Source organism: Pseudomonas gingeri (assembly GCF_013386165.1).
Classification (GTDB): Bacteria; Pseudomonadota; Gammaproteobacteria; order Pseudomonadales; family Pseudomonadaceae; genus Aquipseudomonas; species Aquipseudomonas gingeri_C.
This window is the reverse complement of the sequence record NZ_JACAOS010000022.1, coordinates 134,217-150,580: the sequence shown is the minus strand read 5'-3', so window position 1 is coordinate 150,580 and position 16,364 is coordinate 134,217. Positions and strand designations below refer to the sequence as shown.

Here is a 16,364-nt window from a genome sequence, read left to right as displayed (position 1 = left end):
ACCCGAAACGCGGAATCGGCATGCCCTTGTCAAAAGTGCGGGTGTGCAGGCGTATTTATCGCGGTTCCCCTCCCGTCGGACGCCGCCTAGCCGTTCGGTCAGTGTTCAAGTCGGTCCGATAAACGCTTCAATAGTCAGGTCATGTAGAACGGCAGGAGCCGTTAAGCCGGGGTATCCGTGAAAAAGTGAAAGGGAGTTTCCAATGCAACAAGACTGTTTGCCGGGCCTGCTTTCCTACCCGGAGAAGGCCATCATCCTCGCTGACAACGAAATGTTTATCCGCGCTCTCTCCGAACTGGGGCTGGACGCCGCCGCCATCGACTCGACAGAACCGCTGCCGGCGCAAAGCCTGGTGTTTTGCTTTACCAACCAGGGCGCCCGGCACTTCTATGAACGCGCGGCCAGGACCCGGGACAAACAAAGCATCCTCTGCCCGCTGCACGCCTTCGACCCGGGTCTGGAGAACGCGCTGTACAGCCTGATGCTGTTGCTGCGCAGCGATTTCGCCGACTGCCTGAGGCGCCAGCGCGAGCACCTCAAGCTCTTGAGCCGGCACCAGCGCCTGCACCTGGCCGGCGAAGGGTCACGGGCCGACGTCTGGTTGAAAAGCCGCTCGGCGCCCTACGTCACCACCCGCGACGAAATCGGCGACCGGTTCGTGCTGTCCGTTTCGGAGTTGTTCGAAGTGCACTACGCCCACATGCGTCCGGACAGCCCCGACCTCTTTCAATTGAACGGCATCCTGCGCATCAGCGGCCTGCTGACGTCCCAAGGCCGGCGCAGGACGCCGCTGGCCAGCGGCATCGACGAACAGTTGCAGGAGCTGATGCAACGTATCGCCAGGCACCAGGCCTGGCTGCACATCGAACATAATCAGGTGCGCTCGCTCAAGGTCGCCGGGCAGGAATACGCCGGCCTGCTGAGCCGCGCGGCAGGCGACCGGGGCCTGTACCTGAGCGAATTCGCCATCGGCGTCAACGACAGCATCGGGCCGAACATCAACTACAGCCACAACTCGCCGATGAACGAAGGCGTCAGCGGCGTGCATGTGGGCCTGGGGGATGGCGCCAGCGGTTATCACATCGACTTCCTGAGCCCGGGGGTCGAAGTGCTCCCAGGATAATTGCAGATACCGTCTTGCGCGCTAACGCGCACCAACCTTCGACTCGGTCCCTGTAGGAGCCGGCTTGCCGGCGATGGGGCCCTTGAGCCTTGCGGCGCTTGTTCGGACGCCATCGCCGGCAAGCCGGCTCCCACATCAAGACCGTATTCAACCAAGGACCGCCTCAGCGCCCGTAGTGCTCGCGCCCCCAGGTCAACAGGCCCTGCAGCAGTTCCTTGAGCACCACCCGGGTCGGCTCGGCCAGGTCGCTGCGGTAGTTGAACGGTTCGAACTCTTCCATGTAGGTGCACTGCCCCAGTTCGAGTTGCACCGCGTGGATGTTCTGTGCCGGGTCGCCATAGTGGCGGGTGATATGCCCGCCCTTGAAGCGCCCGTTCAGCACATGGCTGTAGGCCGGATGTGCGGCACAGATGCCTTCCAGTCGCGCCGCCAGTTGCGGATCGCAGGCCGCGCCGTTGAAGGTGCCCAGGTTGAAGTCCGGCAGCTTGCCGTCGAACAGGTGCGGGATCACCGAACGAATCGAGTGGGCGTCGAACAGCAAGGCATAACCGAACTCGGCCTTGAGCCGCGCCAGTTCCTGTTGCAGGGTCTGGTGATACGGCGTCCAGACCTGCTCCAGGTAGCTCGCCCGTTCTTCGGCCGACGGCACCTTGCCCTCGACGAACAACGGCACGCCGTCGAACAGGGTCGCCGGGTACAGGCCGGTGGTGGCCCCGACATACAGCGGCTTGTCGTCGGACGGCCGGTTCAGGTCGATGACAAATCGCGAGTAACCGGCCGCCAGGGTGCTGGCGCCCAGTTCGGCGGCGAAATCATAGAGCCGCGGGATGTGCCAGTCGGTGTCCGGCAGGCTTTGTGCCTCGGGGATCAACCCGGCCTTGACCGCCGGGGTCAGTTGCACACCGGCATGGGGCATGCTGATCAACAGCGGCACGCGACCTTGTTTGAAACTCAGAACGTTATCCACAGGACAGTCTCCTAGATCAGTACTTCGACACCATGGCGCACAACGCGCTTGCCCAGATCACCGCCCAGCCAGTAGGCCAGGTCCGCCGGCCGCTCGATCTGCCAGGCGACGAAATCCGCCACCTTGCCGATTTCCAGCGAACCGTGGGTAGCGCCCATGCCCAACGCCGTGGCGGCATGCTGGGTGACACCGGCCAGGGCTTCTTCCGGGGTCATGCGGAACAGGGTGCAGGCCATGTTCAGCATCAGCCGCAAGGACAGCGCCGGTGAGGTGCCGGGGTTGAGGTCGCTGGCAATGGCCATCTTCACGCCGTGCTTGCGCAAGGCGTCCATCGGCGGCAACTGGGTTTCGCGCAAAAAGTAGAACGCCCCGGGCAGCAGCACCGCGACGGTACCGGAGGCGGCCATGGCGATGGCGTCCTCTTCGGTCATGAATTCCAGGTGGTCCGCCGACAGCGCCTGGTAACGCGCCGCCAGGCTCGAGCCGTGCAATGACGACAACTGCTCGGCATGCAGTTTCACCGGCAGGCCCAGTTGCTGCGCGACCTTGAAAACCCGCTCGACCTGAGCCGGGGAAAACGCCAGGTATTCGCAAAAGGCGTCCACCGCGTCCACCAGGCCTTCGGCGGCCAGGGCCGGGAGCATCTCGCTGCAGATATGCTCGATATAGTCGTCGGCCCGCCCGACATATTCCGGCGGCAAGGCATGGGCCGCCAGGCAGGTGCTGCGCACGCTGACCGGCAGTTCGGCGCCGAGACGGCGAATCACCTTGAGGATCTTGCGCTCGCTGTCCAGGTCCAGGCCGTAGCCGGACTTGATCTCGACGCTGGTCACGCCGTCGCGCAACAGGCAGGTCAGGCGTTGCCGGGCACTGGCGAACAGCTCGTCCTCGCTCGCGGCGCGGGTCGCCCGCACGGTGCTGGCAATCCCGCCACCGGCGGCGGCGATCTCGGCGTAACTCACGCCTTGCAGGCGCTGTTCGAATTCACCGCTGCGGTTGCCGCCGAACACCGTGTGGGTGTGGCAATCGATCAACCCCGGCGTCACCCAGGCCCCTTCCAGGTCCTCGACCTGTGGATAATCCGCAACCGGCAGCTCGGCGCGCGGGCCGATCCACTCGATCTTCGAGGCCACGGTCACGATGGCGGCATCCTCGATGATCGAGTAGCTGCCTTGCGCCATGCTTGCAACGTGACAGTTCTGCCAAAGCGTTTTCATCCGGGGCCTCCGTTAGGTTATCGATGAGACAAAGCAGGGTCTTGCTGAACGCGTGCATCCCGGGCCGCCGCCGGCTTGACCCAGATCTGGTAGGCCAGCACCAGCAGGCCGATCCAGATCGCACCGACGATCAACGCCGGCCGGGTGTCGGGGAAGTAGCCCAGCACGCCAAAAATAAACACCATGAAGGCAATCGCCGCCATCGGCGCATAGGGCCAGAACGGCACCGGAAACTTCAATTGCGCGGCCTCTTCACGACTCATGGAACGGCGCATGGCGACCTGGGTGACCAGGATCATGATCCACACCCACACCGTGGCGAAGGTGGCGATGGAGGCGATCAGCAGGAACACGTCTTCCGGAATCAGGTAGTTGAGCAGCACGCCCAGCAGCAGGGCGGCGGCCATCACCAGCACGGTCATCCACGGCACGCCGGCGCGGGACAGTTTGGCAAAGCCCTTGGGCGCATGGCCTTGCTGGGCCAGGCCGTACATCATGCGCCCGGCGCCGAAGATATCGCTGTTGATGGCGGAAATGGCCGCCGAGATCACCACGATATTGAGGATCGTTGCCGCCGAGCCGATCCCCAGGTTCTGGAAGATCTGCACGAAGGGGCTGCCCTGGTTGCCGATCTGCTGCCACGGGTAGAGGGACATCAGCACGAACAGGGTCAGCACGTAGAACAGCAGGATGCGCAGCGGTACCGCGTTGATCGCCTTGGGGATCACGCGTTGCGGGTCCTGGGCTTCACCGGCGGTGACGCCGATGATCTCGATGCCGCCGAAGGCGAACATGACCACCGCGAACGAGGCGATCATCCCCGCCGCGCCGTTGGGCATGAAACCGCCATAGGCCCAGAGGTTGCTGATACCCACGCTCGCCGAGGGCGTGGCGGTGCTGATGCCGAAGAACAGGATGCCGAAACCGCCGAGGATCATCGCGACAATGGCGCTGACCTTGAGCAGCGACAGCCAGAACTCCATTTCGCCGAAGACCTTCACGGTGCACAGGTTCAGCGCGCCAATGAAGAAGACCACGCCGAGCACCCAGATCCAGCGGTCGACGTCGGGAAACCAGAAGCCCATATAGATGCCGAAGGCGGTGACGTCAGCCAGGCCGACGATGACCATCTCGAAGGCATAGGTCCAACCGAGGATAAAACCGGAACGGGGACCGATGTAGGTGCTGGCATAGTGGCCGAAGGAACCGGCGACCGGATCGTGCACGGCCATTTCGCCGAGGGCGCGCATGACCATGAACACCGCGGCGCCGCCGATCAGGTAGGCCAGCAAAACGGCCGGTCCGGCCATCTGGATCGCCGAGGCTGAGCCGTAGAACAGCCCGGTGCCGATCGCGGACCCCAGGGCCATAAAGCGAATATGTCGGGCTGAGAGCCCGCGTTTCAAACCTTTGACTTGCTGTTGCATTGCTCGTCCTTAATTATTCTTATCGGTAAAACTCGATGAGAATCAGACTGTTGGCGAGTGTCTTGCGGCCGCCCGGCCGCAAAAGGGGTCGCAGAGTACCCAACCCGGCACGCGCAGGCAAAACGCATCTGCCGGGTGGCAACAACCCGCAAACTGACTGGCGACACCCTTGTGGTGAGCGGGCTTGCCCGCGCTGGGGTGCGCAGCAGCCCTAAAATCAGCGCCCGCGTTGTATCTGATATAACGCGGTGTCCGGTTTTAGGGGCGCTTCGCACCCCAGCGTGGGCAAGCCCACTCGCCACAATGGATCTCCATGTAACGCCCTGCCCCAGTCTGTTCCCGTGCAACCGTTACAGACTTGGCAACAACTTCGCCGGGACCAGCGCATTCAGGCAACGGGACGCCAGCAGCTCAGTGGCCGCCTCGATATCCGGGGCGAAGAAACGATCCTTCTCGTAATACGCCACCTCTTCGCGCAAGGTCGCCCGCGCGGTTTCCAGGGCCGGCGAGGTTTTCAAACCATTGCGCAGGTCCAGGCCCTGACAGGCCGCCAGCCATTCAACAGCCAGAATCCCACGGGTGTTCTCAGCCATTTCCCACAGACGTTTGCCCGCCGCCGGAGCCATCGACACGTGGTCTTCCTGGTTCGCCGAGGTCGGCAGACTGTCGACACTGTGGGGATGCGCCAGGGCCTTGTTCTCGCTGGCGAGGGCCGCAGCAGTCACCTGGGCGATCATGAAGCCGGAGTTGACGCCGCCATTGGCCACCAGGAACGGCGGCAATTGCGACATGTGCTTGTCCATCATCAGGGAGATGCGGCGCTCGCTCAGGGAACCGATTTCGGCAATCGCCAGGGCCAGGTTGTCAGCGGCCATGGCCACCGGCTCGGCGTGGAAGTTGCCGCCCGAGATCACATCGCCTTCGGCGGCGAACACCAGCGGGTTGTCGGACACGGCGTTGGCTTCGATCACCAGCACTTCGGCGGCCTGGCGGAACTGGGTCAGGCAGGCGCCCATGACCTGTGGCTGGCAGCGCAGGGAGTACGGATCCTGGACCTTCTCGCAGTTCTCATGGGAGTCGGACACTTCAGTACGCTCGCCCAACAGGTGGCGATAAGCGCCAGCGGCGTCGATCTGACCGTGCTGACCACGGGCCGCATGGATACGCGGGTCGAATGGCGAACGCGAACCCAGCACCGCTTCAACCGTCAGCGCACCGCTGACCAGGGCACCGGCGAACAGGTCTTCGCCTTCGAACAGGCCGCGCAGGGCAAAGGCGGTGGACACCTGGGTGCCATTGAGCAACGCCAGGCCTTCTTTCGCAGCCAGGGTCAGCGGTTGCAGGCCGGCCTGCTTCAGCGCGGCGTGTGCGTCCAGCCATTCGCCCTTGTAGCGGGCCTTGCCTTCACCCAGCAATACCAGGGACATATGGGCTAGCGGCGCGAGGTCGCCGGAAGCACCGACCGAACCTTTCAGCGGAATGTGCGGGTAGACCTCGGCATTGATCAGGGCGATCAGCGCGTCGATCACCTGGCGGCGAATCCCGGAGAAACCACGGCTCAGGCTGTTGACCTTGAGCACCATGATCAAGCGCACCAGCGCATCGCTGATCGGCGCGCCGACACCAGCGGCATGGGACAGCACCAGGGAGCGCTGGAGGTTTTCCAGGTCTTCGCTGGCGATACGGGTCGAGGCCAGCAGGCCAAAACCGGTGTTGATGCCATAGGCGGTGCGGTTCTCGGCGAGGATCTGCTCGACGCAGGCGACGCTGGCTTCGATCTGTGCCGAGGCACTGTTGTCCAGGGTCAGCTTCACCGGCTGCTGATAGATAGCACGCAGTTGGGCCAGGCTCAGTTGGCCGGGAATCAGGTTCAACGCAGTCACATTCATGCTCCTTTTGAGAGTTTTTATTAACTACCAGACGCTCCGGAAGCTTCCGTTATCCGTCGCCAACTGCTTTTTGAGCAGAGGGCGCCTTGGCACGCTGGTTATTCGTGGAATCAGCGCAGGTCGGGAAACCTGCCCTGGATCAATACAGGGTCCTTGAGCAACGCCGCGGCGCTGGCAATGTCCGGCGCCAGCCAGCGGTCCTGGTCGTAGGCCGGAACGCGCTCACGCAGCAGTTTCCAGGCTCGCTCGGTGCCGGCGCCGAAGCGCTGCTCCTTGAGGAATTCGAAGGCCTGGGCCGCCAGCAGGTACTCGATGGCGAGGATCTGCGTGCAGTTTTCCAGGGCCCGGTGCAATTTCAGCGCGGCGTTGGTGCCCAGGCTCAGGTGGTCTTCCTGCAGGCCCGAGGTGACGTAGTTGTCGAGCACCGCCGGCTGCGCCAACTGGCGGTTTTCCGCACAGAGGGACGCGGCGACGTACTGCACGATCATCATCCCGGAGTTGACCCCGGGGTTGCTCACCAGGAAAGCCGGCAGGCCGCTGACATGGGGGTTGATCAGGCGGTCGAGGCGACGCTCGGCAATCGAACCGATTTCCGCCATGGCAATCGCCAGCAGGTCCGCCGCCAGGGCAACCGACTGACCATGGGGGTTGGCCTGGGACATCACCCGGTAGTTGTCCGGCGTGCCCAGCAGCAGCGGGTTGTCGGTGCAGCCGTTGAGTTCGATTTCGATCTGCCGGGTGGCGTGGTCCAACTGGTCGCGGGCAGCACCGTGGACCTGCGGGATCGAACGCAGACTCAGGGCGTCCTGGGTACGGATACCCAAGCTGGCGGCGATCACTTCGCTGCCGTCGAGCAGGCTGCGCAGATTGCTGCCGACCTGCTGCATGCCGGGGTGCGGCTTGAGCGCGATGATTTCAGCGTCGAACGCGGCGATCTGCCCGCGCTGGGCCTCGAAGCTCATAGCCCCGACCACATCGGCCCATTGCACCAGGCGGGTCGCGTCGGCCAGGGCCAGGCAGCTCAGGCCGGTCATGCACGGCGTGCCGTTGACCAGGCAGAGACCGTCCTTGGCCCCCAGTTGCACCGGTTGCAGGCCCTCCTCGGCCAGCGCCTGTTGCGCCGGAACGATCTGCCCGCGATAGCTGACCTGGCCGACACCGAGCAAGGCGATGCCGATATGGGCCATATGGGTCAGGTAACCCACCGAACCCTGGGCCGGCACTTGCGGGGTGATGCGCCGGTTGAGCAAGGCCAGCAGGGCTTCGACCACCTGGCGGTGCAGGCCGGATTTGCCGTGGCTGTAGTTGACGATGGCGGCGCAGAGGATCGCCCGGGTCTGCTCGTCGGGCAGCGCCGCGCCGACGCCGCAGGCATGGCTGAGCAGGGTATTGCGCGACAACTGGCTGAGCTGCTCGCCGGACAGCGACACATTGCACAGGGCGCCGAGGCCAGTGTTCACGCCATAGGCGCGTTCACCGCTGACGACGATGCGCTGGACGATGGCCTGGGCATTGTCGATCCGCGCCCAGGCTTGGGGCGACAGTTCGAGCCGCGCGCCATGACGGGCAACCGCAACCACATCCTGCCAACGCAATGGCGCATCGGCGATAACGATTTTTTCAGCCTGGGACATCTTCGACCTCATCCGTACAACCTGAATATTGATACAGCTTCACCGCCACCCTCTGTAGGAGCTGGCTTGCCAGCGATAGCGATGGCGAATGTCACATCGCATCGCCAGCAAGCCGGCTCCTACAGATCCGTGTCGAACTCCAATTTTGCGTACAAGCACAAAGCCGCAGTCGCTTACACCGTTGCCGCACGCCGCTTCACAAACCGATCCACATACTCATCCGCTGGCGAATGCAGGATCTCCTTAGGTGTCCCCACCTGAATCAACTTGCCATCCTTGAGAATCGCAATCCGATTGCCGATCCGCACCGCCTCATCCAGGTCATGGGTGATAAACACGATGGTCTTGTGCAGGGTCTTCTGCAGGTCCAGCAACTGATCCTGCATCTCCGCCCGGATCAACGGGTCCAACGCGCTGAACGCCTCGTCCATCAGGATGATGTCGGTGTCCGCCGCCAAGGCCCGGGCCAGCCCCACACGCTGGCGCATACCGCCCGACAGCTGGTGCGGGTACTTGTTCTCGTAGCCCTTCAGGCCCACGGTATCGATCCAGTGCAAGGCACGCTCGGCGCAGACCGACTGGCTCTCGCCGCGGACCTTGAGGCCGTAGGCGACGTTTTCCTGCACGCTCTTGTGGGGCAACAGGCCGAAGCTCTGGAACACCATGCTGATCTTGTGTCGGCGAAACTCGCGCAACGTCTCCATGTCGTGCTGGAGAATGTCCACGCCGTCCACCAGGATCGCGCCGCTGGTCGGATCGATCAGGCGATTAAGGTGCCGCACCAGGGTCGACTTGCCGGAACCGGACAGGCCCATGATCACGAAGATCTCGCCGGTATTGACGCTCAGCGACAGGTCGTTGACCCCGATCACGCAACCAGTCTCGGCCAGCACCTGGTCCTTGGTCTTGCCCTGGCGAATCAGGCTCATCGCGTCATTGGCGCGGGAACCGAAAATCTTGAAGACGTTCTTGACTTCGATCTTGCTGACGATGGGCTCGCTCATTTGCTCACCTCATGGCGTGGACGACCATAAGCCTGGGTAATACGGTCGATCACCACGGCAAGAATCACGATCGCCAGGCCCGCTTCCAGGCCACGACCGACGTTCAGGGTCTGGATGCCCACCAGCACGTCTTCACCCAGGCCACGGGCACCGATCATCGAGGCAATCACCACCATCGACAGCGCCATCATGGTGGTCTGGTTGATCCCGGCCATGATGCTCGGCAGGGCCAGCGGCAGTTGCACGCCGAACAGTTGCTGCCAGCGATTGGCGCCAAAGGCGTTGATCGCCTCCATCACCTCGCCATCCACCTGGCGGATACCCAGGTCGGTCAGGCGGATCAGCGGCGGTGCCGCGTAGATCACCGTGGCGAAGATCGCCGGGACCTTGCCCAGGCCGAACAGCATCAGCACCGGAATCAGGTACACGAAGCTGGGCATGGTCTGCATGATGTCCAGCAGCGGCATCAGCACCGAACGCAGGCGATTGCTGCGTGCCGAAAGAATCCCCAGGGGAATCCCGATCAACACCGAAATCAGCGTGGCCACCAGCATCAGCGCCAGGGTCTGCATCAGCTTGTCCCACAGGCCGACCGCACCCACCAGGAACAACAGGCCGACGATCACCAGGCTGGTCACCCACTTGCGGGTCGCATGCCAGGCGATAGCGCCGACGATGGCCAGCATCAGCCACCAGGGCGCCATGCGCAGCAGGCCTTCCAGATTGACGATGGCCCACAGCAGGGTGTCGGAGATCTGGCGGAACACATCGCCGTAGTTGGTCACCAGTGCATCGACCCAACTGTTGACCCAGTCGGCGATGGAAAATGTGAAACGTTCGGGAAACATTGGAAACTCTCGATCAAGTGGTTGTGGCGAACTTCCCGGCCAGCCTCTCGGTTAGCCGGGAGGTAGTCGACCTACAGAGCCGCGTTGATTTTCTTGGCAGCGTCAGCGCTGACCCAAGCCTGCCAGACCTCAGGGTGTTCCTTGAGGAAGACTTTCGCCAGTTTCGGCGATTCGATCCGCTCCCGGGTCATGCGCCCCAGGTTCTGGTTCAACAGATCGATGGGCAGGTTAGCCTTTTCCAGTACGGCGACCAGCTCGGGCGCTTGCTCGTGGAAGGCCTTGGACAGACCGACCTTGATGCTCACGCGCTTGTCGACGCCGGGTTTCTCCTCCAGCTTCACCAGGTCGACCTGGCCCATCAGAGGCGTCGGCGACCAGTAGTAGAACAGAATCGGCTCGCCACGCTTGTAGCTCGACAGCACGGCGGCGTCCAGTGCCGGACCGGTGCCAGGGCGAAAGTTGGTATAGGACTTTTCCAGACCGTAGCTTTTCAGCATCGCGCTGTTCTCCAGCTCACAGGTCCAGCCGGCCGGGCAGTTGTAGAAGCGGCCTTTGCTCGGCTCTTCCGGGTCCTTGAACAACGCGGCGTATTGGCCCAGGTCAGCGATGTGCTTCAAGCCCGGCGCCAAGGCCTTGAGATTGCGCTTGGCGTCGCCTTCGATCACGTAACGCGGTACGTACCAACCTTCGACCGCACCCACCACCGGCGCACCGACCCCAACGACCTTGCCGGCTTTTTCAGCCTTGTTCCAGACTTCGCTGCGGCCTACCCACTCCTCGGCGAAGACCTGGATATCGTTGCTGCTCAAGGCGTTTTCCATGGTGATGGAGTTGCCCGGCAGGGCGTCGGTCTTGCAGTCGTAACCCTTTTCCAGAACGAATTGCAGCACGTCGGTCAAGAACATGCCGCTTTCCCAATTCAGACCCGCGAACTTCACCGGTTTGCCGGATTCGCACCAACCGGCGGCCTGGCTGGCGCCGGCCACTACCAACAGGCCCAGGGACAGCGCCGTGGTCAGCAGGGTCTTGGTCATCTTCATTCTGTGCCGCTCCTAATCTTCAAAGGGTTAACGCCGGTCGAGAAACCTCCGGCCCGGGTTGGCCTGCCAGCAGGCCATGCCCACGCTTACCTGCGTGGACGCCCGGCTGCAACCGGTCAGTTCGACGCCGGTTGTGCACGACCATGGGTCTTGACCGTCGTTTGCGCGCCGGGTTCTACCGGCAGGATCAGACGCTCAGGAATTGCCCCATGCCACTTCTTCGCCGCGACGTAGTACAACGCCGCCGGCACCACCAGGCCGATGATCCAGGAGATATCAGTATCGCCCAGGCCCGCCACCAGGGAACCGGTATAGAACTGGGTGTTGATAAACGGCATCTGGACCAGCACGCCGAACACATAGATGCTGATGCCCAGCAGGTTCCAGCCGCCGTAACGGGCCTTGGGATCGGACAGCGCGGGAATGTCGTAGCGCTCCTTGGTGATGCAGTAGAAGTCCACCAGGTTGATCGCGCTCCAGGGCGTGAAGAACGCCAGCAGGAACAGGATGAAGGAGGAGAATTCCTTGAGGAACGAATCCTTGCCCAGCAACGCCAGGGCCGCGGACACGCTGACCATGATGAAGATGTACAGCAAACGCACGCCGCTGGAGATATGCCGGCTGCCACGGAAACCGCTGATGATGGTGGCGATCGACATGAAGCTGCCATAGGCGTTCAGGGTAGTGACTGTCACCTTGCCGAAGGCCACGGCGAAGTACAGCGCCGCCGCCACCGCCCCGGTACCGCCGAGGCTGACGATGAACGAGACTTCGTGGTGGGAGAACTGCGAACCGGCCAGGGCCGCGGCGAACACACCGAAGACCATGGCCGCCTGCGCGCCGATCACCGAACCCAGGCCCACGGCCCAGAAGGTTTTCACCGGCGAAGTGCTACGTGGCAGATAACGCGAGTAGTCCGCCACATAAGGCCCGAACGCGATCTGCCAGGATGCCGAGAGCGACATCGCCAACAGGAAACTCGCCAGGGAGAAATGCTTGTTGCCGAGCAATGCCGAGATATCGTTGCCGGCCAACAGTTTGTAGAACAGGTAGACGAAGGCAATCACCCCCAGCACGCTGGCGATCCGGCCGATGCCATGGATCACCCGGTAGCCGAAGATGGTGCAGACCAGGATGCTGGCGGCAAACAGCACGATGCCGACCCAGTCTTCCACGTGCAGCAACTGCGCCACCGCCTGCCCGGCCAGCAGCGAACCGCTGGCCGAAAAGCCGATGTACATCAGGCACACCAGCACCAGTGGGATCACCGCCCCATAGACACCAAACTGCACCCGACTGGAAATCATCTGCGGCAGGCCCAGTTGCGGACCTTGCGCGGCGTGCAGGGCCATGACCCCACCGCCGATCAGTTGCCCGATCAGCAAGCCGATCAACGACCAGTAGACGTCACCGCCGAGCACAACCGCCAAGGCGCCGGTGACAATCGCGGTGATTTGCAGGTTGGCACCCAACCACAGGGTGAACTGACTGAGTAGACGACCGTGTCTTTCCGCTTCCGGGATGTAGTCGATCGAACGCCTTTCGATCAACGGTTGGGTACTTGCACGATCATTTGAAACAGCCATGTATGTTCAACCTCTGATGGATTGTTTTTCGGTGTTTGCACAGTTCTTGTAAAACACGATCCCTGTTGACTCGCCACGATTCTGTGGGAGCCGGCTTGCTGGCGATCCAGGCGACGCGGTTTAACAGAGCATCGCGTCGATGCCATCGCCAGCAAGCCGGCTCCTACAAGGCCCGCATTCCCATCCAGGGTCTGTGTTCCAACAGGCGGTACGCCGCCTTATTTGCCGGTGATCATCGGCAGGTTCAAGCCTTGCTCTTTCGCGCAGTCGATCGCGATCTGGTAACCCGCATCGGCGTGACGCATCACCCCGGTGGCCGGGTCGTTGTGCAGGACGCGGGCAATCCGCTCGGCTGCTTCGTCGGTACCGTCACAGACGATCACCATGCCCGAGTGCTGCGAGAAGCCCATGCCGACGCCGCCGCCATGGTGCAGGGAAACCCAGGTCGCGCCGCTGGCGGTGTTCAGCAGGGCGTTGAGCAGTGGCCAGTCGGACACGGCATCGGAACCATCCTGCATCGACTCGGTTTCACGGTTCGGGCTGGCTACCGAACCGGAGTCCAGGTGGTCACGACCGATCACGATCGGTGCCGACAGCTCGCCGCGACGCACCATTTCGTTGAACGCCAGGCCGAGCTTGGCGCGCTGACCCAGGCCAACCCAGCAGATACGCGCCGGCAGACCCTGGAAGCTGATGCGCTCGCGAGCCATGTCCAGCCAGTTGTGCAGGTGTGCGTCGTCCGGGATCAGTTCCTTGACCTTGGCATCGGTCTTGTAGATGTCCTGCGGATCACCCGACAGCGCGGCCCAGCGGAATGGACCGATGCCACGGCAGAACAGCGGGCGGATGTAGGCCGGGACGAAACCCGGGAAGTCGAAAGCGTTTTCCACGCCTTCTTCCTGGGCCATCTGACGGATGTTGTTGCCGTAGTCGAAGGTCGGGATGCCTTGCTTCTGGAAGTCGAGCATGGCCTTGACGTGCACGGCCATCGACGCCTTGGCGGCCTTCACCACGACGGCGGGTTCGGTCAGGGCGCGGGCACGGTACTCTTCCCAGGTCCAGCCGGCGGGCAGGTAACCGTTGAGCGGATCGTGGGCGCTGGTCTGGTCGGTGACCATGTCCGGGCGCACGCCGCGCTTGACCAGTTCCGGGAGGATTTCAGCGGCGTTGCCGAGCAGGGCAATGGAGATCGCCTGGCCGGCGGCGGTGTACTTGGCGATACGCGCCAGGGCGTCGTCGAGGTCGGTGGCTTGTTCGTCGACATAACGGCTGTTCAGGCGGAAATCGATGCTGACCTGCTGGCATTCGATGTTCAGCGAGCAGGCACCGGCCAGGGTCGCGGCCAGCGGTTGCGCGCCGCCCATGCCGCCCAGGCCTGCGGTCAGGACCCAACGACCTTTGAGGTTGTTGTCGTAGTGCTGGCGACCGGCTTCGACGAAGGTTTCGTAGGTACCCTGGACGATGCCCTGGCTGCCGATGTAGATCCAGCTGCCGGCGGTCATCTGGCCGTACATGGCTAGGCCTTTGGCGTCCAGTTCGTTGAAGTGCTCCCAGGTGGCCCAGTGTGGCACCAGATTGGAGTTGGCGATCAGCACACGGGGGGCGTTGCTGTGGGTCTTGAACACGCCGACCGGCTTGCCGGATTGCACCAGCAGGGTCTCGTCGTCATTCAGGTTAGTCAGGCTTTCGACGATCTTGTCGTAGCATTCCCAGTTCCGCGCAGCCCGGCCAATACCGCCGTAGACCACCAGTTCCTTGGGGTTCTCGGCCACTTCCGGGTCGAGGTTGTTCATCAGCATCCGCAGCGGCGCTTCGGTCAGCCAGCTTTTCGCGGTCAACTTGTTGCCACGGGCGGCGCGGACTTCAACATCACGGCGCTTGGTAAAAGTGGCGGTAGGTTTCTGGGTATTCTCAGTCACGAAACAACTCCTCTGCGATCGTCCAAACCAGCCCAGGCAGTGGGCGAGCGAGCCTGTGGGGGGAAGACCCCATCACAAGCGGAAATTAGGGTGGTGCGCCGATCTCCCTGATGACTCATACGCACACATCTTTACTTGTACATACAAGCATATGCAATCGAGCGGCCAACTTGGTAATCGTGAGCTGAAGATTTTTTCGGGATGGCCTGCAGAGGCCGTGGGGCGGGGATTTTGGCGGGGAACGAAAGCGCGGGAAGATGACAGACAGCCGGTCGGAGGATGTTACCGAGGGAGGGTTTTGCGCCATGTTGGGGCGTTCGGTAACAAAACAGGGCGGGATGGAAGCAAGCGTTCTTGTGGCGAGCGGGCTCGCCACAAGGGAACAGTCTGTCAGGCGGGAGTCAGCTCAATCACACAGCAGCGCCCGGTCACCGCCACTTCCAGCAGGCCGTCGTTACTGTCCAGTTGCAGGCAGTCATGCCGGCCCAGTACTTCATAGCCGCTGTTGCCCAGGCCGACATGCAATTGTTCGCTGACACTGAAAATCAGCAGCACTGCCGCCGAGCTGAAAAAGCGCTTGGGCTGCGCGGCATCGAGCCACTGCAAGCGCGCGCTATAGCGATCCGGCGCATAGATCAGGTTGAAGTCGCGGATCGACCCGTCGATCAGGGTGCAGCTCACCTGGCTCGCACCACTGAAGGCAAACGGGTCCAGCGGCAACAAGGCCCGCGTGCGCTGACCATCGACCTGCAAGGTCATGCCCGCGCCTTGCAGCACAGTAATGATCCGCTCATAGCCGGCAAAGGTGGAAAACCCGCCCGACTCGCCGATATCGGCAATCGACAGGCGCCAGCCGAAACCGTCCAGGCCTTCGCCCGCGTCCCGGGTGATTTCCTCGGTGCTACCGCCGCCGTTTTTCCACGGCATGCGCGGGTAATCCGCCGCGCGCAAGACTTTCAACTGGCTCATTTGCTAAAGCGTCCTTCCAGACGATGACGGGAACCGGGGTGGATCAGGCGGGCGGCGGTCACTGGCTGACGGCCGGACCAGGTCCGACGCCGAATCATCAGGCACGGCTCGCCCGGCTCGATCTGCAGCAGCTTGCACTCTTCGGCGTCGGCGAGGATGGCTTCGACCACGTGCTCGCCCTCGGTCAGCGGTGCGACCTGGGACAGATAGGCGTAAGGCGTCTGCAGGGTGAAATCCTGCTTGAGGTAGTCCGGCGCCACCAGCGCATTGACGAAACGATCCTCGATCTGCACCGGGATATCGTTCTCGAAATGCACGATCAGCGAATGGAATACCTTCTGCCCTTCACGCATGTCCAGGGCCACGGCACGTTCGGAACCGGCGGCCTCTTCGCCCAGAGTGATGATCTTGCAGGTGTGCCGGTGGCCGCGCGAAGCGATCTCGTCGGCGATGTTGTGCACTTCGAACAGCGCCGACTGGCTCTTGGGCTCGGCGACGAAGGTGCCGACACCCTGCATGCGCACCAACAGGCCTTCGGCGGTCATTTCCCGCAGGGCCCGGTTAATGGTCATGCGGCTATAGCCCAGTTGCTCCACCAGCTCGCTCTCGGACGGCACGCGGTAATGCGGCGGCCAGTTTCCGCTGTCGATCTGCTGACCGATCATCTGTTTGACGCGGGCGTATAGCGGCGCCGGACTGTCGCCCATATGGGCAGCCAGCGGGAGGTTGGCAGGCGGAGTC

At 62.8% G+C, this 16,364-nt stretch carries 13 protein-coding genes; 1 reads left to right on the top strand and 12 read right to left on the bottom strand.

Annotation, left to right across the window (positions count from 1 at the left end; genetic code table 11):
- Positions 1 to 202: 202 nt before the first annotated feature.
- Positions 203 to 1,123 carry a hypothetical protein gene (locus tag HX866_RS28365; protein ID WP_177140901.1) on the top strand — a complete coding sequence of 307 codons (921 nt, stop codon included), beginning with the start codon at positions 203 to 205 and terminating at the stop codon, positions 1,121 to 1,123.
- Between the two features lie 163 nt (positions 1,124 to 1,286).
- Here the strand turns inward: HX866_RS28365 and hutG are convergent, their stop codons facing one another.
- From hutG to hutC, 12 genes are all read right to left on the bottom strand, one after another.
- A complete protein-coding gene (gene hutG, locus HX866_RS28360) occupies positions 1,287 to 2,090 on the bottom strand; it encodes an N-formylglutamate deformylase (RefSeq protein WP_177140900.1) in 804 nt (267 codons plus the stop codon).
- Between the two features lie 11 nt (positions 2,091 to 2,101).
- The gene (hutI, locus tag HX866_RS28355) at positions 2,102 to 3,307 is read right to left on the bottom strand and encodes an imidazolonepropionase (RefSeq protein WP_177090801.1); all 1,206 of its coding nucleotides are present in this window, start codon (positions 3,305 to 3,307) and stop codon (positions 2,102 to 2,104) included.
- Between the two features lie 17 nt (positions 3,308 to 3,324).
- Positions 3,325 to 4,734: an amino acid permease gene (locus HX866_RS28350; RefSeq protein WP_177140899.1), complete on the bottom strand. Its 1,410-nt coding sequence runs from the start codon at positions 4,732 to 4,734 to the stop codon at positions 3,325 to 3,327.
- Between the two features lie 350 nt (positions 4,735 to 5,084).
- Positions 5,085 to 6,623, bottom strand: a complete 1,539-nt coding sequence (gene hutH / locus HX866_RS28345; RefSeq protein WP_177125655.1) for a histidine ammonia-lyase — start codon at positions 6,621 to 6,623, stop codon at positions 5,085 to 5,087.
- 110 nt (positions 6,624 to 6,733) lie between these two features.
- Entirely contained in the window at positions 6,734 to 8,257 is a 1,524-nt protein-coding gene (hutH, locus tag HX866_RS28340; protein WP_177140898.1) for a histidine ammonia-lyase, read from the bottom strand.
- Between the two features lie 173 nt (positions 8,258 to 8,430).
- Positions 8,431 to 9,261 (bottom strand): quaternary amine ABC transporter ATP-binding protein, encoded by an 831-nt coding sequence (locus HX866_RS28335; protein ID WP_177090810.1) that lies wholly within the window; start codon positions 9,259 to 9,261, stop codon positions 8,431 to 8,433.
- Complete coding sequence (locus tag HX866_RS28330) at positions 9,258 to 10,109, bottom strand: ABC transporter permease (protein ID WP_177090812.1); 852 nt, start codon at positions 10,107 to 10,109, stop codon at positions 9,258 to 9,260. The genes HX866_RS28335 and HX866_RS28330 overlap by 4 nt, the downstream gene beginning before the upstream one ends.
- Positions 10,110 to 10,180: 71 nt before the next feature.
- A complete protein-coding gene (locus HX866_RS28325; RefSeq protein ID WP_177140897.1) occupies positions 10,181 to 11,149 on the bottom strand; it encodes an ABC transporter substrate-binding protein in 969 nt (322 codons plus the stop codon).
- Between the two features lie 116 nt (positions 11,150 to 11,265).
- A complete protein-coding gene (locus HX866_RS28320; protein WP_177140896.1) occupies positions 11,266 to 12,735 on the bottom strand; it encodes a purine-cytosine permease family protein in 1,470 nt (489 codons plus the stop codon).
- A gap of 218 nt (positions 12,736 to 12,953) precedes the next feature.
- Entirely contained in the window at positions 12,954 to 14,654 is a 1,701-nt protein-coding gene (gene hutU / locus HX866_RS28315) for a urocanate hydratase (RefSeq protein ID WP_177103033.1), read from the bottom strand.
- 390 nt (positions 14,655 to 15,044) lie between these two features.
- Positions 15,045 to 15,623 (bottom strand): HutD/Ves family protein, encoded by a 579-nt coding sequence (locus HX866_RS28310; RefSeq protein ID WP_177125658.1) that lies wholly within the window; start codon positions 15,621 to 15,623, stop codon positions 15,045 to 15,047.
- Complete coding sequence (gene hutC / locus HX866_RS28305; RefSeq protein WP_177091316.1) at positions 15,620 to 16,330, bottom strand: histidine utilization repressor; 711 nt, start codon at positions 16,328 to 16,330, stop codon at positions 15,620 to 15,622. The genes HX866_RS28310 and hutC overlap by 4 nt, the downstream gene beginning before the upstream one ends.
- Positions 16,331 to 16,364 lie beyond the last annotated feature (34 nt).